The organism is Cryobacterium suzukii, assembly GCF_004403185.1.
GTDB lineage: Bacteria > Actinomycetota > Actinomycetes > Actinomycetales > Microbacteriaceae > Cryobacterium > Cryobacterium suzukii.
Window position 1 is genome coordinate 31,366 of record NZ_SOHJ01000012.1, and the last position, 20,368, is coordinate 51,733.

A 20,368-nucleotide genomic window follows, 5' to 3' on the forward strand; every position below is an offset into this window, starting at 1 on the left:
CCGTGGGCGACGGCCAGCCGAATGCGGGAGGATGGACGAGTGACCCAACTCCATGATCTGTCCTCCCGCGGTTTTGCCTCCGACAACTACTCCGGAATCCATCCGGAAATCCTGGAAGCAATGGCCCAGGCCAACGGTGCTCACCAGATCGCCTACGGCGAAGACGTCTATACGGCCCGGCTGCAGGAGGTCTTCGCCCGACAGTTCGGCGCGGGCATCGAAGCTTTTCCGGTGTTCAACGGCACCGGCGCCAACGTCACCGGGCTGCAGTCGATGCTGCCACGCTGGGGCGCCGTGATCTGCGCGGCCACCGCGCACATCCACAACGACGAGGGCGGCGCGCCCGAACACGTCGGCGGGTTCAAACTGCTTCCGGTGATCACCTCCGACGGCAAGCTCACCCCGGAACTCATCGACCAGGAGGCCTGGGGTTGGGGCGATGAGCACCGCGCCCAGCCGCTCGTCGTGGCAATCACCCAGACCACCGAGCTTGGCACCGCGTACACGGTTGACGAGGTGCGCGCGATCGCCGATCACGCCCACTCCAAAGGCATGACGCTGCACATGGACGGTGCTCGCATCTCCAACGCGGCGGCGAGCCTCGGGGTGCCGCTGCGCGCCTTCACACGCGATGCCGGCGTCGACGTGCTCAGCTTTGGCGGCACCAAGAACGGCATGATGCTCGGTGAGTGCATCGTGGTATTGAACCCGGCGGCATCCACCGGTCTGAAATTTCTTCGCAAGTCGAACATGCAGCTCTCCAGCAAGATGCGTTTCATCTCCGCGCAACTCATCGCGCTGCTCGACGGCGATCTGTGGCTGCGCAACGCCTCCCACTCGAACGCCATGGCCGCTCGGCTGCGCGGTGCGCTCGAGACCGGGCTCGCCCAGGGAACCATTACCGGGCTGGCCTTCAACCAGGCCACCCAGGCAAACGCCATTTTCGCCACTCTGCCCGCCGGCGTCGCCGACCGGCTGCGCGAATCCTTTCGCTTCTATGACTGGGACGCCACCAAGAACGAGGTGCGCTGGATGTGCGGCTTCGACACCACCGAGGACGACATCGACACGTTCGTGGCCGCGATCACCCGGGAGTTGTCGTGACCTTCAAGCACCAGCCGTGGCTGGCCTCGTACGCGCCCGGTGTTCCCGACACGATCGCCGAGACCACCGAAACCCTCACCGACATGATGGAGACCTCGGCGAAGCGGTTTGCGCCGGCCGTCGCACTGGATTTCTTCGGCTCCAGCACCACCTACGCCGAGCTCGGTGAGCAGATCTCTCGCGCCGCGAACGGCCTGCGCAAACTTGGCGTGAGCCCGGGCGACCGCGTTGCCCTCGTGTTGCCGAACTGTCCGCAGCACGTCGTCGCCTTTTACGCCGTGCTGCGCCTCGGTGCCATCGTGGTCGAGCACAATCCGCTCTACACCGACCGAGAACTGCGCCATCAGTTCGAAGACCACGGCGCGCGCGTTGCGATCGTCTGGGACAAGGTCTATGAGTCGGTGCGCACGTTTCCCAAAGACATGGGCGTAGCGGATGTCGTCACCGTCGACCTCACGCGTGCCATGCCGTTCTCGAAACGGCTGGCCCTCAAACTGCCGATCAAGAAGGCGCAGGACGCCCGCGCTTCGCTCACCGCCGGGCCCGGAAAGGGCGCGATCAGCTGGGAGTCGATCGTGGGTGCTCGCAAACTGCATCCGTCACACCAGCGGCCTGTGCTCACGGATACGGCCGTGCTGCAGTACACGAGCGGCACGACCGGTGCTCCGAAGGGCGCCATCCTGAGCCATTACAACCTGCGCGCAAATGCCGCGCAGGGTTCCGCCTGGGTGGCAGGTCTCCGCCCCGGCGATGAGACCGTTTACGGTGTTCTGCCGATGTTCCACGCCTACGGCCTCACTCTCTGCCTCACGTTCGCGATGAGCATCGGCGCCCGTCTCGTGCTGTTTCCGAAGTTCGACGAGAAGCTCGTGCTCGACGCGGCCAAGCACGCACCGCCCACCTTTCTGCCAGCGGTACCACCGATCTACGATCGCTTAGTCACGGCCGCGGCGAAGAAAAAGGTGAGCCTCGCGGGCATCCGCTTTGCTATTTCGGGTGCGATGAACCTGCCGGTGTCCATTGTGGAACGCTGGGAGACGGCCACCGGCGGACTGCTGGTCGAGGGTTACGGCATGACCGAGGCGTCACCGATCGTCGCCGGCAACCCGATCGGCCCGAGCCGACGCCCCGGAACGGTCGGTGTGCCCTTTCCGAGCACCGATATTCGCGTGGTCGATCCGGAGAACCCCACGATCGAGCGCGGCTTCGACGAGGAGGGCGAGCTGCTCGTAGCCGGCCCCCAGGTCTTCTCCGGCTATTGGGATCGCCCGAGCGAGAGCGCCGAGGTGCTGCTGCCCGGCGGCTGGCTGCGCACCGGTGACATCGTGCGGGTCTCCGCTGACGGCTTCATCACCATCGTCGACCGCCTGAAGGAACTCATCATTACCGGCGGTTTCAATGTGTCGCCGTCCGAGGTCGAAGAGACCCTGCTCTCGCATCCCGACATCACGGACGCGGCCGCGGTCGGGCTGCCGAGCCCGAACGGCGGCGAAGACGTCGTGGCGGTCGTAGTGCTGCGGCCAGGTGTCGAACTCGACGTTTCCGCGGTGCGCGAGTACTGCCGCACCCGGCTGTCGTCCTACAAGGTGCCGCGCCGCATCGTGGAGGTCGACGACCTGCCGCGCAGCCTGCTCGGCAAGGTGCTGCGCCGCGAGGTGCGCAACCGCCTGCAGGGAAAATAAGCTGCGCAGCTAACTCGCAGAGCAGTACGAGCGGAGTTGCGCGAGATAGTCCTTGTCGATGGCGGGCGCACTGGTTTCCTCGCCACAGAACACCATGGTGCTGATCAACGGGCTTGCACTCGTGGTCAGCAGGCCGGCGCCAACCTCCTCACCGGCACAGGTGAGGTCGAAGGGAACATTGACTTGACCGGTCTGAAACCCCATGATGTACACACCGATCTGGGGATCGGACGGTTTCGCAGAATCAAAGAAATCACCCAGGTCACCGCTGTACGCACCCACCTGGCCGGTACGGCCGAATTCGCCCACTAGAAAGTCGAGCCACTGAGGTTCGTGGTACGCCGTAGCCAGAAGAACGTCGCTGGTCATAGTGGGTGCGTAGTCGAAGTCAGTATCAACGGGTGTCTGCACCCCGCCTGGGGCTACGTTCAGTGCCCGGTAGCCGAGCGCCGCCGGCTCCGCATCCTGCAGCGGATACCAGGTCAGTTGCGCATCGTGCTCACTGCAGGCAACCGGCTCCGGACTTGAAACGGATGCCGTTGGCGTCACGTCCGTCGGAAAGAAGGCGCTGCAGCCGGTCAGGGACACCAGCAACGCGGTTGCCACTGCCAGCACTTCGGCGGAACGCGCGCTCGCCCGTCTCGTCACGGTGCTCCCTCCGGGTTTTCGTCATGTCACGTAATGAAGCCTCAGAAGGAATAGTACGCACTCCGAAGTGTTACAGAGGTGGGGTTAGCGTAGCCCGTACCTCCCTCGATCAAAGGATGCTCCGATGCCCCTCATTGCTGAAACCAACCGTCGCGCCGACACGGAGTCGCCGCTCATCGACGTTCTGGCCGAGCGTTGGAGCCCCCGCGCGTACGACAAGAACGCGCTCATCGACGAAGCCACCCTCACCACCGTGCTCGAAGCCGCGCGCTGGGCACCGTCGGCGAGCAACTTGCAGCCCGCCCGGTTTATCGTGGCGCGCCGCGGTTCGGTGAGTTTCGCCAAGATCAACGATGCCCTCAAGGGGTTCAACCAGGCGTGGGCCGACACGGCATCCGTTCTCATCGCGAACGTCGCCAAGCTGTCGATTGATGAGACCCGCGAAAACCCGTGGGCCCGGTACGACCTCGGCCAGGCCGTCGCACACCTCACCATCCAGGCCCAGCACGAGGGCCTGCACACGCACCAGATGGGCGGATTCGACGCCGCCGCCATCGCCGCGGCATTCAACCTCACCGACGATCAGGCCGTCGTCTCGGTCACGGCGATCGGCGTGCTCGGCAAGCCGAGCGACCTCACCCCGGAGCTGCGCGAGCGCGAAATCGCCCCCCGCACCCGCAAGCCCCTCGCAGAGCTGCTCCTCGCGAACGACTAGGTCTCGCCTGCTCGCGAGAGCGTAAAAAGTGCCGCTTCGAGACATCCAAAGCGGCACTTTTTCGGCTCTCACGAGATAGTTACGGGCGGAGCAACACCTTGATGGCTCGACGTTCATCCATCGCGGCGTAGGCTTCGGCGACCTCGGCTAGGGGCAGCTCCAGGTCGAAGACGCGGCCGGGGTTGATCTGGCCCGAAAGAACCTCGGGCAGCAGCTCCTCGATATAGCCGCGAACGGATGCCACACCGCCGTTCACGCCGACGTTGCGTCCAAAGAGCGAGCGAATGGGCAGTTCGGCACCGCCGTTGGGCACGCCGACGTAGCCGACCATCCCACCGGGTCGGGTTGACCGGATGGCCTGATCCATTGATTCCTTGGTGCCGACGCACTCGAGCACAAAGTCGGCGCCGATTCCGTCAAACAGTGCCTGCACTGCGGCAACACCCTCATCACCACGTTGTTCGATGATGTCCGTCGCGCCGAATTCGCGGGCCACGGCCTGGCGGTCGGCGTGACGGGACATTGCCACGATGCGGCTCGCGCCGAGGCGCTTGCTCGCGAGGATAGCGCAGAGCCCAACGGCTCCGTCGCCGACGACAACGACGGTGCTTCCGGCAGTGACGCCAGCCGAAATCGCCGCGTGGTGTCCGGTGCCCATCACGTCGGAGAGGGTCAACAGTCCCGGAATCAGGGCGTCGTCCGGAACCTCGGGCGTCGCTACGAGCGAACCATCAGCATGAGGAACGCGCACCCGCTCGCCCTGGGCGCCGTCGGCGAAGCCGCCCATGTCGTCGTTCGCGCCCCACGGCACAACGTGGAGGCAGGAAAAGCTCACGCCATTGCGGCAGTTGACGCAGGTATTGTCGCAGTCGTAGAACGGCGCAATAACGAAGTCACCTACCTTGACGGTGGAAACGTCCGGCCCAATTTCTTCGACGATGCCCACAAACTCGTGGCCAATGCGGTGTGGCTCCTTGGTGTCGGTCACACCGCGGTAGGGCCACAGGTCAGACCCGCAGACGCAGGCCGCGACCACCCGAACGATGGCGTCGCCACCGGTCGACAGCACAGGGTCAGGAACTTCTTCGAGGCGAATATCTCGTTCGCCATAAATCACGGTTGCTTTCATTGGTAAAGGCTAACCCGACTAGCGTGAACCCACCCCCTTTCGGGTCACATTTTTGCTGCGAGCGACGGAGCGGATGCCACGGTGAGCGCGTCGCCATCGGCGGCGAGCGCCACGAGTACCGTGTCACCGTCACGAATGTCGCCGGCGAGCAGCGCCCGGGCCAGGCGGTCGTCGATCTCACGCTGCATTAGGCGCCGCAGTGGACGCGCGCCGTAGATCGGGTCGTAACCACGCTCGGCCAGCCAGCGGCGGGCATCCGGTGTCACAGCCAGCTCAAGCCGCCGCTCGGCCAGACGCTTCTGCAGTCGATCAACGTCGAGCTCAACGATCTCGCCGAGCTCGTCGGTGGTGAGCGAGGAGAACACCACTATGTCGTCGAGTCGGTTGACGAACTCGGGCTTGAAGGACTGACGCACGAGCGCCTGCACGGCCTCTTCCTTCTGCTCCGCCGAGAGGCTCTGGTCGACCAGAAATTGCGAACCGAGGTTCGAGGTGAGCACCAAAATGGTGTTACGAAAATCCACCGTGCGTCCCTGGCCATCGGTGAGTCGGCCGTCGTCGAGCACCTGCAGCAGCACGTCGAACACCTCGGGGTGTGCCTTCTCTACCTCATCGAACAAAATCACCGAGTATGGACGACGCCGCACGGCCTCGGTCAGCTGGCCGCCCTGCTCATAGCCGATATAGCCCGGAGGCGCTCCGACCAGGCGCGACACCGAGAACTTCTCGCCGTACTCGCTCATGTCGATGCGCACCATGGCTTTTTCATCGTCGAACAGAAACTCGGCGAGCGCCTTGGCCAACTCGGTCTTGCCAACACCGGTGGGGCCGAGAAACAAAAACGATCCGGTCGGCCGGTCGGGGTCGGAAATGCCGGCGCGCGAACGCCGCACCGCGTCGGCGACCGCTCGCACGGCACGCTTCTGGCCGATCAGGCGGTGGCCGAGCTCATTTTCGAGATTCAGCAGCTTGTCGGTCTCGCCCTGCAACAGGCGACCGACCGGAATGCCGGTCCAGGCGGCGACCACTGCGGCGATATCCTCGCTCGTGACCTGGTCATTGACCATGCGCGGGCCAACGGACTCCTCCTTTTCGGCGTCGGCGAGCGCCCGCTCCATAACCGGAATGTCGCCGTAGAGCAGCCGTGACGCCTTCTCGAGGTCGCCCTCACGCTGCGCCCGGTCAGATTCAATGCGGGCGGCGTCGAGCCGTTCGCGCAGCTCGCCAACCCGGTTCAGCGAGGCCCGCTCGCCGTCCCAGCGCGCCTGCAGCTCCTTCAGGGTGGCCTGGCGCTCCACCAGATCGCTGCGCAGCTTCACCAGCCGTGCCTTCGAGGCGTCGTCCTTCTCCTTTTTGAGAGCGAGCTCTTCGAGCTTGAGCCGATCGACGCTCCGCCGCAGTTCGTCGATCTCCACCGGCGACGAGTCGATCTCCATGCGCAGCCGGCTCGCGGCCTCGTCGATGAGGTCGATGGCCTTGTCGGGCAGCTGGCGGGCGGTGATGTAGCGATTCGAGAGGGATGCCGCGGCCACGAGGGCAGAATCGGCGATCGTCACCTTGTGGTGGGCTTCATAGCGTTCCTTGAGCCCCCGCAGAATGGCGACGGTGTCTTCGACCGACGGCTCGTCGACCAGCACCGGCTGAAAGCGGCGCTCGAGCGCGGCATCCTTTTCGATGAATTCGCGATACTCGTTGAGGGTCGTGGCGCCGATCAGGCGCAGCTCACCACGGGCAAGCATGGGCTTGAGCATATTGCTGGCCGCCACGGAGCCTTCACCGCCACCAGCACCCATAAGGGTGTGCAGTTCGTCGACAAAGGTGATGATCTGCCCGTCGGCGTCGTTGATCTGCTTGAGTACGGCCTTGAGCCGTTCCTCGAACTCGCCGCGATACTTGGCGCCGGCCACGAGGGCAGCCAGATCGAGTGAGACCAGTTGCTTGTCTTTGAGTGAGTCGGCGACGTCCCCGGCCACGATCCGCTGGGCCAGCCCCTCGACCACGGCCGTCTTGCCGACGCCGGGTTCCCCGATCAGCACGGGGTTGTTCTTGGTGCGCCGGGTGAGCACCTGACTGATCCGGCGAATTTCGGCGTCACGCCCGATCACCGGGTCGAGCTTGCCGCTGCGGGCGATGTCGGTGAGGTTCACCCCATACAGTTCGAGGGCCGTCTTGGCATCTTGCTGCGGTGGTCGCTGACCGGCTTGCATCGCTGTCTCCTCTAAAGTTGAGCCTAACTGGCTCAAGTTTAGTACCCCGGGCCAGGTCGCCAAAATAGGACATCAAATATTTGTGGACTAAGCAATTTGTTCGGCAAAGTCGGCTCAGCACCAATCAGATAGAGCAGTTTGTGTCGTAGCTACTGGTCGAATTGTCAAACTTCTCCGCGATCACTACGCTCAAAAGCATCCCGTCATCGCCGACGCTGTACTCGCCGAGCGTATCTGGAACACGGTTCACGAGTGAGGTTAAGAGATTATGGTGCACCAACGCGAAGCCATCAGTAGGCTGCCCGCCTACAAGCAGGGCGCCGCAGCGGGCGATTCGGGAGCATTCAAGCTGTCGTCGAACGAGAACCCATTCCCGCCTCTTGCCTCGGTGACCGAGGCCATCGCATCCGCTCTCGGGGAGATTCATCTGTACCCGAGCATGGCCGTGACCGAGGTCACCGACCGAATCGCGGCGCGGTTCGACGTACCGGCCGAAAACGTGGCCTTCGGCGCCGGCTCGGTCGAGGTGCTTTCCCAAATCATCCACGCGAGCGCCGGGGCCGGCGACGAGGTCATCTTCGCCTGGCGGTCATTCGAGGCGTACCCGATTCTGGTGCGGGTCGCCGGAGCAACGCCCGTTGCGGTCGCCCTCACCGCGGATGAGCGGCACGACCTCGACGGCATGGCCGACGCCATCACGGCGCAAACCCGGCTCATCCTGGTCTGCAACCCCAATAACCCCACCGGCGCCTTCGTCACCGCGGATGAACTGCAGGCTTTTTTGGCCCGGGTGCCCGAGAACGTGCTGGTCGTCGTCGATGAGGCTTACGTGCACTTCAACCGCGACGCGTCCTCCGCCGTCGGCATCGACTTCTTTCGCCGCTACCCCAACGTGGCCGTGCTGCACACCTTCTCCAAGGCTTATGGTCTGGCCGGTCTGCGCATCGGCTACGCCATCGCGCCGACCGAGGTTGCCGCCAACCTGCGCCGCGTGGCCCTGCCATTCGGCGTGACCGCCATCGCCCAGCGCGCCGCCCTGGCCTCCCTCGACGCCGAAGCCGAGCTCACGGTGCGCATCGACGAGATCGTCGCCGAACGCACCCGGGTGCTGATGGCGCTTCGGGCCAGCGGATGGCCCGTGACCGACTCGCAGGGAAACTTCGTCTGGCTGCGCACCGGCGAAGGCACCGATCGGGTGAACGCCATGTTCGTTCATGCGGGCATCCTGGCCAGAGCGTTTCCCGGCGAGGGACTGCGCGTGACAATCGGCACAGCCGAGCAGAACGATCGGTTCCTGGTCGCCGCCGCGGCCGCGCTCGCACCCGCCACCGTCTAGCCCGCCTATCGTTCGGCCGCACGAGAACATTGTTTTCCACGCGCACCGCACCAACCGTTTGTCAGAAGAATTCAAAGGAGAATTTCCCAGCATGAAGCACACCAAGTCTTTGTCAGCCCTCGCCCTGGTCGCCGCGGGCGCCCTCGCACTGAGCGGATGCGCAGCCAGCGAGCCGGCAGCATCCGCTTCAGACGAGATGATCACGATCGGCATCAGCCAGATCGTGCAACACCAGGCTCTCGATGACGCCCGGGAGGGATTCAAGAAGGCTTTCGCGGACGCCGGGTATGTCGACGGCACCGACATCAAGTTCGACGAGCAGAACGCTCAGGGCGAGCAGGCGACTGCGAGCACCATCGCTGCGAAGTTCGCCGCCGACAAGGTCGACCTCGTGCTCGCCATCGCCACCCCCACAGCGCAGGCCGCCGCGCAGTCGATCATTGATATCCCGGTGCTGTTCACCGCCGTCACTGAGCCGGAGGAAGCCGGACTCGTGGAGAGCTGGGAGAAGCCGGGCAGCAACATCACCGGCACCAGTGACCTTAACCCGGTCAAGGAGCAGCTCGAACTGATCCAGGAAATTCTGCCCGACGCCAAGTCGGTCGGCATCATCTACAGCTCTGGCGAGGTCAACTCCGATGTGCAGGTTGAGCTGGCCAAGGAAGCGGCCGACGACCTCGGCCTGACCATCAAGGAAGCCACCGTCACCAACTCGAGTGAGGTTGCCCAGGCCACCGAGTCGCTCGGAGACGTCGACGCCATCTACATCCCCACCGACAACCGCGTCACCGAGGGCCTCGAGGCCGTCATTCAGTACTCCGAGGCGAATCAGGTTCCGCTGTTCGGTGCCGAAAACGGCCAGGTCGAGCGTGGCGCCATCGCGACCTACGGCATCAACTACACCGACCTCGGCTACCAGACCGGCCAGATGGCGATTCGCATCCTTGAAGACGGCGAAAACCCCGCCGACATGCCGGTCGAGACCCTCGACACAATTGAGTTCATCCTCAACCCGGCCGCCGCGAAGCGCATGGGAGTGACCCTCTCCGAGGAGGTCATCGCCAAGGCCGACCGAATCATCGAATAGCCGCCGCTCCCCTACTAAAGGAATAACCAGATGAATGCGGCTCTCGAACTCGGCCTGCTCTACGGAATCATGGCGTTGGGTGTCTACCTGACGTTTCGAATCCTCAACTTTCCCGACCTCACGGTCGACGGAAGTTTCACCACCGGGGCCGCGGTAGCCGCGTCACTCATCATCAACGGCGTGCCGGCTCCCCTCGCCACCCTCGCCGGGGCGGCGTCGGGAGCGGTGGCCGGTCTGGTCACCGGAGTGCTCTACACCAAGGGCCGCATCGACGGCCTGCTCGCCGGCATCCTCACGATGATCGCCCTGTGGTCGATCAACCTGCGCATCATGGGCAAATCCAACCTTCCCCTGTTGCGCGAAGACACCCTGATGACCCCGCTGCGTGACGCCGGTCTGCTCGGCGGGGCCTGGAGCATCCTGATCTTTGCCGTCGCCGCCCTCGTCATCAAATTCGCCATCGACTGGTTTCTCAGCACCGACCTCGGCCTGTCCATTCAGGCCACCGGCAATAACGAGCAGATGATCCGCAGCCTTGGCGTCAACACGCACCGCACGACGATTCTCACCCTCGCCATCTCCAACGGACTCGTCGCCCTGTGCGGCGCGCTCATCGCGCAGTACCAGGGCTTCGCCGACGTGAGCATGGGCATCGGCCTCATTCTGGTCGGGCTCGCCTCGGTCATCGTCGGCCAGGCCGTCTTCGGGCGTCGCACCATCTTCCTCGCCTCGCTCGCCGTCATCGGCGGCGCCGTCATCTACCGCCTGGTGATCTTCTTCGCCCTCGGTGCCGGCCTCAACCCGAACGACATGAAGCTCATCTCGGCGCTGCTCGTCGTCGCCGCGCTGCTGCTGCCGCGCTGGGGGTTCCTGAAGCGCGTCCCCTCGCTGCGCCAGATGCGCAGCAACGCCGCCGTCAAAGCCAACTAGGAGTCTCATGCTGCTCATCGAGAACATCACCAAGACCTTCTTTCCCGGAACGGTCAACGAACGCGTCGCCCTCAACGACGTGTCGCTGCAGCTAAACACGGGCGATTTCGTCACCGTCATCGGAAGCAACGGCGCCGGCAAATCCACCCTGCTCAACATGATCAGCGGCAAGCTACCGATCGATTCCGGCGACCTGTCGATCGACGGCAGTTCGGTTAAGCGGATGCCGGACTACGCGCGCGCCGCCTACGTCGGCCGCGTGTTCCAGGACCCGATGGCTGGCACCGCGCCCGACCTCAGCATCGAGCAGAACCTCGCGCTCGCGCTGCGCCGCGGCCAGCGGCGCGGACTGTCCTGGGGCGTCACGCACAAGCGCCGCGCATTCTTTCGCGAGGAACTCCTCTCGCTCGAACTCGGCCTAGAAAACCGGCTCAAGGCTCGGGTCGGACTGCTCTCCGGCGGCCAGCGCCAGGCGCTGTCGCTGCTCATGGCAAGCTTCACCCAGCCGCGCATTCTGCTCCTCGACGAGCACACAGCAGCCCTCGATCCGCAGCGGGCCGAACTGGTCACGACTCTCACCCAGAGCATTGTCGAGAAACATCATCTGACCACCCTCATGGTCACGCACAACATGGAACAGGCGCTACGCCTCGGCAACCGGCTCATCATGATGCACGAGGGCCAGATCATTCTCGACGTCGACTCCGAACGCAAGGCCACCATGACCGTGCCGGACTTGCTAGCCGAGTTCGCGAAGATCAAGGGCGCCTCGCTCGACGACCGGGCGCTGCTCGGGTAGTAGGCGACGCCGAAATACGCCGACCCGGCACGGCGCGGTGCGCGGGCGTTTCTACGCAGCCGGCGGGCGAAAAGCTCGATTGCCGCCGGCTAGAAGCTCGGGTGAGCGTACCGTTTAGCCTCCCTTCACCGGGCATTTTCTCGGGCGGGGCATACGGGAATCGGGCTCCCGGAGATCATGCGGAACGTCTTCGGCGCTCCGTGATGGTTCGGGTGTCCCGGTCACCGTCCGGCTTGCGGGCGTCCGCTTCAGCGATCTGCGGTTGGTGCAAGTCTGTGCTCATCACCGTCGGCTAGTGTCAATTGCTATGGATTGGCGTGAAGATCGAATCGGTTCAGCCGCGCGCGGCGAGAACCCGACAGTGTTGGCCGAGTTGCAAAGCGGATACGCGGTCATCGGAGACGTTCAGTTTCTCCCCGGCTACTGCGTGCTTTTGGGAAAGGACCCGAACGCGAAGGCGTTGGCTGAGATGCCGCGACAGGAACGGGTGCAATTTCTCGCGGATGTTGATCTCTTGGCCACGGCGGTTGAACGCGCATGCCGGGCCACCGATCCAGCTTTCCGTCGCGTGAATATCGACATCCTCGGCAATGCGGACGCGTTCGTGCATGCGCACATCTGGCCACGCTACGAATGGGAGGCGTCCGAACTTGTCTGGCGGCCGGTTTGGCTTTACGACCTCGAGAGCTGGCGCAACCCGGCGACCGCTCTCGGAAAGCAGCATTCGCCACTGCGGACGCGCATCACAGAAGAACTCCACAGTTTGGCCCAGACGGACGCTGTACGTGTGACTGTCGAGTGAGCGTTCCCCTAAACGGACAGTCGAACTCGCCCTAACCAGTCATTCACGAGCACGGCACAGACCTCGGGTTGTTCGAGATGGACATTGTGGCCCGCGCCATCGAGTGTCACGAATGTCGCGCGCGGGTAGTGCTCAATCCGGCTCCAGGCATCGCGGTATCCAACAACCTGATCTTGTCGGCCCGTGACGTGGAGCGATGGTTGCAGAAAAGGTGTGGGATGGACGTCCTCAGGATGCTGAGTAAGTGCGTAGCTCTCGGCAACGCGTTCGAGAGCAGATTGGTGGGCACCCCGGACGCCGGGCAGCACGTACTCCAAGAACGCTTGGGCGCTATGCGGCGACTCAACCACAGCCATCGTGCGGTAGTCATCGAGTGCGTCACCGAGGATTGGCACCACCCGGGGGTCTTGGTGGAGCACGACGCGGGCCGGTACCGTCCGGTCGTCGTATTGGGGGACGAAGACGCCCGCCAATGTCGCCAGTCCGAGAACCTGTGATCGAAGCTCGTGTGCGATGTAGCGGGCAATCATTGCGCCAAAAGAGTTTCCGAGGATTGCGAATGACTCAGCGCCAACGCGAGACCGCACCTCGGCCATCGCCGCCGCGGCAATTTCTTGGGTACTGCTTACGAAGTCGTCCGGCGATCCGGTCGCGCCCGGCAGATCGATGTAGATGCGCCGCCATCCGCCAGCATGCTCGAGAGTGGGCTCCAAGGGCAGCAAGATCCGATGATCGACCCCGAATCCGTGGAGTAGTACTAACGGCGTTCCCGAGCCAATTTCGTGTACAAGCATCAACCAAGGTTAGGGCGTTGATGTGTTGAGACGATGCTGGCTGATATCGAGACCGACCGCGGCTACGCTGCAGCGGCAGCTGAGCGGGCAGACCGGAGCGGGCGTCCCGTAAGAGGTTCCTGTTGCGGGACGGGTCGAAGGCCGTGGATATCGGCTTTCGCTGGCTCACTGGGCGACGTTTCACCGTTCGAGGACGATCTATGAGGATCGTTTTTTGTCGCGGCTCGCGATTCGGGCAATTTTCGTCGATGAGGCATGCTGGGTTCATGGGCGAGACGGCGATCTATGTGGAGATCGAGATCAAAGCCGATGTTGACCGTGTGTGGCAGCTAACTCAGGACCCCGATCAGCATCCACGATGGGATCTGCGTTTTAGCTCTATCAGCCCGATCGCGACGCTTCCGACTGGTGGCAGCCGATTTATCTACCAGCGCCGGCTGCTCTTTCATACGATTAGGGGGACGGGTACCTCGCTCGGAGAGAAGCAGCGGCCGGACGGAACACTGACGTCGGCGCTGCGTTTTACGACGGATGACCGCCTTTCGCCGCTCCGAGCAGGACGAGGCTACTGGCGGTACATTCCCACGTCTCAGGGGACGACGTTCATAACCGGCTTTGACTATGAGCCGGGGTGGGGCCGGCTGATCGACCGGCTGGTCATGCGGCGCATTATCGGATGGATGACCGCGTGGAGCTTTGACCGCCTACGAATCTGGGCCGAAACCGGAACGCTGCCAGAGCGGTGGACGATCGGGTCTGTCCTCGCGTTCTGGCGCCCGGGCCGGCCGCAGGCTGCCCGATGCCGGCGGACACCCAGACGCGGCAACGCCATGGCTCTGGCCCCCACATCCCTGTTCACGCTGGACGCACCGTGACGTCACTCTTCCACGAAGCCCTTGGCGCTGACTTCGACCGGTTGCATCCGATGTTGCAACGACGATTCGGAGTCGGTCTGGACGCCGGCTACGCGTGCATCGGCCGCGGCACGATGCTGCGGATCAGCCGAGGGCCATGGTGGACGATTCCATTTCTGCGCCTCGGGAAGATTCGCAATATCCTCATTCCCGATCTCGGCACAAACGTACCGTTCACGATCTGGAACTACCCCTACCTCGACCCCTACGGGCGCGAAACCGTAACGTTCGTGCGTGAGTACCAGGTTCGCGACCGGCCCAGCCGGTTCGACGCGACTATGGTCCTCAGCGGCGGCAAAGTCCTGGATTATTTGGGTACGCACCAGCATCTGGCAGTCGACCTTGACCTGTCAGTCCAACCGGACGGGTCACTCCGGTTGCGCTCGGGCGCTCAACGCTTCTACGAGGGCCCCGTCGCGTTCCGGTTTCCCATGCTGTTCAGCGGTCGGGCAGAACTGCACGAATCCTACGACGACGCAGCTGGCGTCTACCGAGTCAGACTCGACGTGCGAAACCGTGTCTTTGGATTCCTGTTCGGCTACGAAGGGGAATTCACCTGCGACTTCGTTGAAGCTTGCGACGCTCCAGAGCGCCTTAAGCCCCGTCGACACGAACGGCGCGCCTAGGCGATCATCAGTCTGGCTTGCCCCTGCAGCGTTTGCGTGCTCTTCTCGGGGCGAGAAGCTGCGCCCGGCGCCCTGTTGATTTAGGTCAACGGGCCAGCGGGTGTGGTCAGAGGTTTTCGTGGAGCCGGCGCTCTCACACTTTCGCAGGTAGTGACGCTAACCAGGAGAGGATGTCGGGTCCTATTACCGTCGCGTGGGCGGGAGCAAGCAGTACGCCCTCAGAGAGTACGTCCATCACGGGAGGCATTACCCGGACTTTCCGGGGGTCCCCACGCCGGGCGAGGATGCGGGAGGTGAGTTCAGGAAGTCGGACCTTCTCGGGCCCGGTGATGGTTTTGACCAGGCAGCCCGGATGGTTGAGGGCAGTCTCTACGAGAACCTCGGCGACGGTGTCTGCGGCAACTGGCTGAATGAGCCAGTCCTCGACGAGGACTTCACCGTCCAGGAAGGTGACTGCTGATGGATTTGTCGCGAATTCATGCCACTGTGTGGACTTCACGATGGTTGAGCGAATGGGGCTCTCGTTCACGATTTCCTCTTGCGCACGCTTTGCCGCGTAGTAGGCGAAATCGTCAAAGATGGTGTCTTCTACTCCGGCGATGGATAGGAACACTAGGTGGCCCACTCCTTGTGCGACGCAATTTTCCACGACGTTCCGGGTCGCTGAGGTGAGCGCCTCATGCAGTCCCATCGTCTCGTCCTGCGGGAAGGCATTGGTGACGTCGATCACCACATCAACCCCGCGCAGAGCTTCGCTCAGTCCCTCACCGGTGATGAGATTGACGCCGGTTGAACGCGATACTGCCACCACGGAAATTTTCTTCTTCGCAAACAGATTCACCGTGCGCGTGCCGGCCGTTCCGGTAGCTCCTAAAACTGCGATTTTCATATGTCTTGACCAGCTTTCCTGTTCTTATTTCCAACGAATTCGTTTAGATTCTGGCCGCTGAGCGCGTCAATGCCACCGGCGAGATCATTGATTGACACGGTTGCCAAACTCTCTCGCCAGGCTTGCTCGGCCTGCCACATGGCAGCAGCGATGCGACACGCTCCGCTCGCCCGGATTTCGGCGGAGCGGTCTTGGAACAGCCCGTCGCACCGGATTTCCGTGCAGCGGAATAGTGTTCTATCTCCGTCGAGTGCCTCCACGACATCAGCGAGGGTGATTTCAGCGGCGGGCCGTGAGAGTGAGAATCCTCCTGTGGATCCGGGAGTGGATATCAGCAAGCCGTGCCGTGACAGAGCCTGAAGGTGCTTATTCAAGTACGTCGGAGAGAGGCCGTAGACCTCAGCCAAAGTCGAAGTTGGGACGGGGTGACTTTCACCCAATCGCTCCAACACGACGAGGCAGTGTGCGGCCCACTCGACGCCCTTAGGGAGTTGCATGATGTTGAGCCTAGCAATCTAGACATTTTATATCCAGATTGCTCAACTTAGATGCGGTGAGACGCATAACCCAGCCGTGTCCGCCACCAGATTGGTTGGTCGTGATGTTCTGTGCGGCTATTCCTCGATGGCGCACTTCGTCGCTTGACTCTGCTCAATGTGCGTCACTCATTTCGCCTGCCGACATCGCTCGGTGGATCATGTCCTACGGGCAGGGCGCTCGGTGACTGAATATGATCGGGTCGTGGCTGACGAGTTTGATAGCCCAGTTTCTGCCGCCCGGATTCTGGGCCTGCCGATGGAGCGACGTATGGTTATAGCCATGATGACCGATCCGCTTGCGACCCTTTCGCTCGTCGCAACCTATTCCGCAATCGCCGTCTATGTGCTCGCATTTGTCGCCTTCACTATCGACCTTTCGGCCCGATCCGCTCGCGCCCTCGCCGCGCAGGATGTGACGGCGCACCGCGACAGCCTTACTTCGTCCGAGCGCGATGTCCCGCCGGTCTTTGCCGGCGCAAGCGGGACCGTCCCCGGCACCGCCGTACGCGAGCGAATTGACATCCCCACTCTCCCGGACCGACGCGGTACGCGGTTCGGCCGCGTCGCAATCGCCCTCACCGTCATCGCATGGATGTTGCACGTCACCAGTACAGTTCTTCGTGGTATCGCGAACGGCTACGTGCCGTGGTCGAACATGTTCGAGTTCGCCTTAGTCGGCACCGGCATCATGACCGGGATGTTTCTCCTCTTGAACTTCAAGCGCGACCTTCAATTCTTGGGTGCCTTTATTACCGGTATCGTCGCGATCCTGCTCGGGTTAGCGACGGTCAACTTTTATGTGGACGTCGTTCCACTTGCGGTGCCCTTGCAATCAGCTTGGTTGGTCATTCACGTCTTTGTCGCTTCACTCGGCACCGCGTTTTTCGCCGTCGGCGCTGGCCTCTCGATCATGCAGGTACTCCAGGCGCGACGCGCGACGGGAAGGCGGGAACGTGCCCACTTCCTCGACACGCTCCCTACTGCTGAAAAGCTCGAATCCCGTGCCTACGGGGTGATCATCATCGGCTTTATGTTCTGGACCTTTACCCTCATGGCCGGCTCAATCTGGGCCGAGCAGGCTTGGGGCCGCTACTGGGGTTGGGACACGAAGGAAGTGTGGACGTTTATCGTCTGGGTCGTGTTCGCCGGATATATCCATGCCCGAGCAACCCGGGGCTGGCGTGGTACCCGGACGGCGTGGCTTGCGATCATAGGCTTCAGTACCGTTCTATTCAACTTCACGATAGTAAACCTCTTCTTCAACGGACTTCATTCATACAGCGGCATTCCAGGGGTCGATGGTCCCTAGCGCAATGAGCGCGCTATTGCCAAGAGATGGTGTTTTTCAGCAGCGTGGTTCTTGTGACCTGCGCGGGACAACCTAATTTTGAAATGTACTAACCGTTCTCTATGGTGCTCTTACGGGCGACCGCGGGATCGCAGTATGATTGCCACCTCTGCGATGATCCTCGTTAATAGGTCCCTCGCTCAGAGCGAATCAGGCATCGATTCATCTCGGTTGTACGATTGACTGGCGCTATGACTCGCACACTCATTCTCGGAGGAACCGCCTGGCTTGGTCGAGAGATAGCCGAGCAGTTGGCGGTTCAAGGCCAGGACGTGACGTGCCTTGCGCGCGGTGAATCTGGAGCAGTCCCACCCGGCGTGACGTTTGTCCGCTCCGACCGGCGATCACCTGGATCCTACGATCCTTGTCTCTGGTGAAGCTTGGGACGAAATCATTGAGCTCAGCGATGACGCGGACCTCGTCGCCGGAGCGCTCGGGGCTTTGGCCGGCAGCACGGCGCATTGGACCTTGGTCTCCTCCGTCTCCGTGTATGCGAGCAATGCTGAACCGGGTGCCGACGAGGACGCCGTCCTCGTTGAGCCGTCCGACCTCGATGATTACGCGCACGCGAAAGTCGCCGCCGAGCGCGCCACGGCGGAGGCGGTGGGTGATCGTCTTCTTATTGCGAGACCGGGCCTGATCGTGGGGCCAGGCGACAAAAGCGATCGGTTCGGCTATTGGGTATCCAGGCTCGCCGCGGCTCCCGAGGAAGCCGTTCTCGTACCGAATGCCGAGGATCGGTACGTGCAGTTCATCGACGTTCGGGACCTTGCCGGATGGCTCATCAGTGCGGGACAGCGCGGCCTGACCGGCGTCTACAACGCCGTCGGGAGCGAACATGAACTCTCCACGGTTCTGCTGGCCGCCGCCCGGGTCGCAGGCCACACGGGCGAACTCATCGCGGCCGAGGACGACTGGCTAACTGCGCACAGTGTCAATTACTGGGCTGGCCCGCGGTCCCTTCCGTTGTGGCTTCCCCGCAGCGACTTCGCCTTCGCTCAGCGCAGCCGCAGCCGCTTTGTCGCAGCGGGCGGAACCGAGCGAGCCCTGCAGGACACGCTCGAGGACGTGCTGGCGGACGAACGGGGCCGTGGACTCGACCGGGAACGCCGATCTGGCCTCACCCAGCAAGAGCAGCGCGTTCTCCTCACTGAGGTCGACGCGTAAAAAACCCGCGACGCAGAACTAGTCAATCGTGCCCCAGAAGCCACGATTAAGAATCCCGTAGAGGGTTCCTCATACGGCCTGTAGTCGCCCCTCGTCCGGCATCGTGTTTCCGCTGCTCGATCGTGGCGCATCATTGAAAGTAGCGGATGATCCGGCGGATCGGTGGCTGGTTAGCGGTTGGTCGTGTTGGCCGTCCCACGCCAACCGATGGCGATACTCCAGCTCGCGAAGCCGACAGCCGCAAGTCCGGCTATCAGAGCAATGACTCGCACAATGTCCGTACTCGCGCCGGCATCGATGACGCCCAGAACCAATTCCTGATTGATCAGCTCGCCCCGTCCCAGGAGCGTGGCGATGACACTCATGAACAGGATAGCCAACGTGGTATTCAGAATCGCCATGCTGGTGGTCCACCGGCCGACGATAAGGATTCTGACCGACAGCGCCGCTCGTGCTGCTATCAAAGTGAACAGGACGCTGATCGCCCAGGGCCACAGGTCGGGGTTGAGGATCGAGACCGGTTCGGCATCCAGCCGCGCGAAGCCTGCGAAGCCATCCCAGAACATCGCTCCCGCCAAGATGGTGAGGCCAATGAGCGAAGCAACGGAGTCTCCGCGGTTGACATGACTACGTGGATAATCCGGCAGGCGATCCACATTCCAATGACCTCTGGAGGTAGTGCCGATGCGCTCGAGGACGGCGAAGAGGAGGGTTAGCCAGAACGTGACGTGCACTGCGACGGAGAGGCCCATGGTGATCCCGGCGGCGATGATCTCGCCGATGGAATCGTTCGAGAAGGATTCGATCAGTGCGACGCCAATGAACGTGACGAGCGGAACTGTTGCGAGAAGTATCTTGAGAAGCCTCGCCCAGGTGAGGTAGTGCCGTGGGCCGATCAGATGCAGTGGCCGGTCGGCGTAGCCAGCGGCCAGGAGCGCGGGGTCGCCGAGCTCTGTCAACACCGCACGTTCAGCATCCACTCGTTTCACGCCCTGTTCGACGCGAGCGTCGATTGCGTCGGCGATGGAGCCTTCGAGCTCGGCCCGAACGTCAGCGTCTGATGCCGTGCCGAGGTTTTTGGTCGTCGCGGTGATGTAGCGCTGGGTGAGTGTGGCGGTCATCTCAGTTCTCCGATGCGGTGAGGGACGCGATCGCAGAAGTCAGCGATCGCCATTCGGCGGTGAGGATCGTGGCGAGAAGGGTGCCTGAATTTGAGGTGCGGTAGAACTTGCGTGGCCTGGCCTCTTCGGTATTCCATTCGCTGTTGAGGTAGCCCTGCTTTTCGAGCCGGCGTAACAGCGGATAGAGCGTGTTGGCATCGGTTGTGAAACCGCGCTGGGCGAGTTCCTCGAGGAGCTTGTAGCCATAGCCCGGTGTGTGAAGAATCTGCAGGCAGGCGAGCACCACTGTTCCCCGGCGTACCTCCTGCAGGTGGGTGTCGAGAGATACGGGGTCGGTCATATCGCTCACGTTACTGTGTGGCAGACACTATTGTCAATCACGCGTGTCAATGCAACGGTCCTGCACGGTCCCGTAGAGGGTTGGCGGATTCAACCGGTCGTCGCAACGATGGGCTTTTCTGGCTCTGACAATAGTCGTTGCATGGCTTGAGCGGGTGTGATGCCGCCGAGCGTTTTGCGGGGTCGATTGTT

General features: G+C 62.8%; 20 protein-coding genes. 12 read left to right on the plus strand and 8 right to left on the minus strand.

Annotated elements, in window-relative coordinates; all coding sequences use genetic code 11:
- The first annotated feature begins 21 nt into the window (after window positions 1-21).
- Together E3T39_RS12675 and E3T39_RS12680 are read left to right on the plus strand one after the other, a co-directional pair.
- Window positions 22-1,104 (plus strand): threonine aldolase family protein, encoded by a 1,083-nt coding sequence (locus tag E3T39_RS12675; protein ID WP_134515886.1) that lies wholly within the window; start codon window positions 22-24, stop codon window positions 1,102-1,104.
- Complete coding sequence (locus tag E3T39_RS12680) at window positions 1,101-2,786, plus strand: long-chain-fatty-acid--CoA ligase (RefSeq protein WP_134515888.1); 1,686 nt, start codon at window positions 1,101-1,103, stop codon at window positions 2,784-2,786. Before E3T39_RS12675 ends, E3T39_RS12680 begins: the two co-directional genes overlap by 4 nt.
- 9 nt (window positions 2,787-2,795) lie before the next feature.
- Here E3T39_RS12680 and E3T39_RS12685 read toward each other — a convergent pair whose 3' ends face one another.
- Window positions 2,796-3,434, minus strand: a complete 639-nt coding sequence (locus tag E3T39_RS12685; protein ID WP_134515890.1) for a hypothetical protein — start codon at window positions 3,432-3,434, stop codon at window positions 2,796-2,798.
- Between the two features lie 124 nt (window positions 3,435-3,558).
- Here E3T39_RS12685 and E3T39_RS12690 point away from each other — a divergent pair, with 124 nt between their 5' ends.
- Window positions 3,559-4,149, plus strand: a complete 591-nt coding sequence (locus E3T39_RS12690; RefSeq protein ID WP_134515892.1) for a nitroreductase family protein — start codon at window positions 3,559-3,561, stop codon at window positions 4,147-4,149.
- A 79-nt stretch (window positions 4,150-4,228) separates the two neighbouring features.
- Here E3T39_RS12690 and E3T39_RS12695 read toward each other — a convergent pair whose 3' ends face one another.
- Window positions 4,229-5,278, minus strand: coding sequence for a zinc-dependent alcohol dehydrogenase family protein (locus E3T39_RS12695; protein WP_134515894.1), 1,050 nt, complete (start codon window positions 5,276-5,278; stop codon window positions 4,229-4,231).
- Window positions 5,279-5,322: 44 nt separating this feature from the next.
- Window positions 5,323-7,485, minus strand: a complete 2,163-nt coding sequence (locus E3T39_RS12700) for an ATP-dependent Clp protease ATP-binding subunit (RefSeq protein ID WP_134515896.1) — start codon at window positions 7,483-7,485, stop codon at window positions 5,323-5,325.
- Window positions 7,486-7,753: 268 nt separating this feature from the next.
- Here E3T39_RS12700 and hisC point away from each other — a divergent pair, with 268 nt between their 5' ends.
- The 5 genes from hisC (at window position 7,754) to E3T39_RS12725 (ending at window position 12,439) form a co-directional block, all read left to right on the plus strand.
- Window positions 7,754-8,821: a histidinol-phosphate transaminase gene (gene hisC / locus E3T39_RS12705; RefSeq protein WP_198416132.1), complete on the plus strand. Its 1,068-nt coding sequence runs from the start codon at window positions 7,754-7,756 to the stop codon at window positions 8,819-8,821.
- 91 nt (window positions 8,822-8,912) lie between these two features.
- Window positions 8,913-9,908, plus strand: a complete 996-nt coding sequence (locus tag E3T39_RS12710; protein ID WP_134515900.1) for an ABC transporter substrate-binding protein — start codon at window positions 8,913-8,915, stop codon at window positions 9,906-9,908.
- A gap of 30 nt (window positions 9,909-9,938) precedes the next feature.
- The gene (locus E3T39_RS12715; RefSeq protein ID WP_134515902.1) at window positions 9,939-10,838 is read left to right on the plus strand and encodes an ABC transporter permease; all 900 of its coding nucleotides are present in this window, start codon (window positions 9,939-9,941) and stop codon (window positions 10,836-10,838) included.
- 7 nt (window positions 10,839-10,845) lie between these two features.
- Window positions 10,846-11,637, plus strand: a complete 792-nt coding sequence (locus E3T39_RS12720; RefSeq protein WP_134515904.1) for an ABC transporter ATP-binding protein — start codon at window positions 10,846-10,848, stop codon at window positions 11,635-11,637.
- 295 nt (window positions 11,638-11,932) lie between these two features.
- Window positions 11,933-12,439, plus strand: a complete 507-nt coding sequence (locus E3T39_RS12725) for an HIT family protein (RefSeq protein WP_241979699.1) — start codon at window positions 11,933-11,935, stop codon at window positions 12,437-12,439.
- Between the two features lie 8 nt (window positions 12,440-12,447).
- On the opposite strand, the gene E3T39_RS12730 is transcribed toward E3T39_RS12725, so the two are convergent.
- Window positions 12,448-13,233 carry an alpha/beta fold hydrolase gene (locus E3T39_RS12730; RefSeq protein WP_134515906.1) on the minus strand — a complete coding sequence of 262 codons (786 nt, stop codon included), beginning with the start codon at window positions 13,231-13,233 and terminating at the stop codon, window positions 12,448-12,450.
- Window positions 13,234-13,499: 266 nt separating this feature from the next.
- Here E3T39_RS12730 and E3T39_RS12735 point away from each other — a divergent pair, with 266 nt between their 5' ends.
- Window positions 13,500-14,108: an SRPBCC family protein gene (locus tag E3T39_RS12735; RefSeq protein ID WP_134515908.1), complete on the plus strand. Its 609-nt coding sequence runs from the start codon at window positions 13,500-13,502 to the stop codon at window positions 14,106-14,108.
- The gene (locus E3T39_RS12740) at window positions 14,105-14,773 is read left to right on the plus strand and encodes a DUF4166 domain-containing protein (protein WP_134515910.1); all 669 of its coding nucleotides are present in this window, start codon (window positions 14,105-14,107) and stop codon (window positions 14,771-14,773) included. The genes E3T39_RS12735 and E3T39_RS12740 overlap by 4 nt, the downstream gene beginning before the upstream one ends.
- A gap of 133 nt (window positions 14,774-14,906) precedes the next feature.
- Here E3T39_RS12740 and E3T39_RS12745 read toward each other — a convergent pair whose 3' ends face one another.
- Window positions 14,907-15,662 carry an SDR family oxidoreductase gene (locus E3T39_RS12745; protein WP_134515912.1) on the minus strand — a complete coding sequence of 252 codons (756 nt, stop codon included), beginning with the start codon at window positions 15,660-15,662 and terminating at the stop codon, window positions 14,907-14,909.
- On the minus strand, window positions 15,659-16,159 hold the full coding sequence (locus E3T39_RS12750; protein ID WP_134515914.1) for an RrF2 family transcriptional regulator: 501 nt from the start codon (window positions 16,157-16,159) through the stop codon (window positions 15,659-15,661). The genes E3T39_RS12745 and E3T39_RS12750 overlap by 4 nt, the downstream gene beginning before the upstream one ends.
- Before the next feature lie 325 nt (window positions 16,160-16,484).
- Between E3T39_RS12750 and ccsB the strand changes: the two genes are divergently transcribed.
- Both ccsB and E3T39_RS12760 read left to right on the plus strand, forming a co-directional pair.
- Window positions 16,485-17,510, plus strand: a complete 1,026-nt coding sequence (gene ccsB / locus E3T39_RS12755; protein WP_174845130.1) for a c-type cytochrome biogenesis protein CcsB — start codon at window positions 16,485-16,487, stop codon at window positions 17,508-17,510.
- A 363-nt stretch (window positions 17,511-17,873) separates the two neighbouring features.
- Entirely contained in the window at window positions 17,874-18,716 is an 843-nt protein-coding gene (locus E3T39_RS12760; RefSeq protein WP_338145281.1) for an NAD-dependent epimerase/dehydratase family protein, read from the plus strand.
- 170 nt (window positions 18,717-18,886) lie between these two features.
- On the opposite strand, the gene E3T39_RS12765 is transcribed toward E3T39_RS12760, so the two are convergent.
- A complete protein-coding gene (locus E3T39_RS12765) occupies window positions 18,887-19,837 on the minus strand; it encodes a permease prefix domain 1-containing protein (RefSeq protein WP_134515916.1) in 951 nt (316 codons plus the stop codon).
- Between the two features lies 1 nt (window position 19,838).
- Complete coding sequence (locus tag E3T39_RS12770) at window positions 19,839-20,177, minus strand: PadR family transcriptional regulator (RefSeq protein ID WP_134515918.1); 339 nt, start codon at window positions 20,175-20,177, stop codon at window positions 19,839-19,841.
- Window positions 20,178-20,368: the final 191 nt, after the last annotated feature.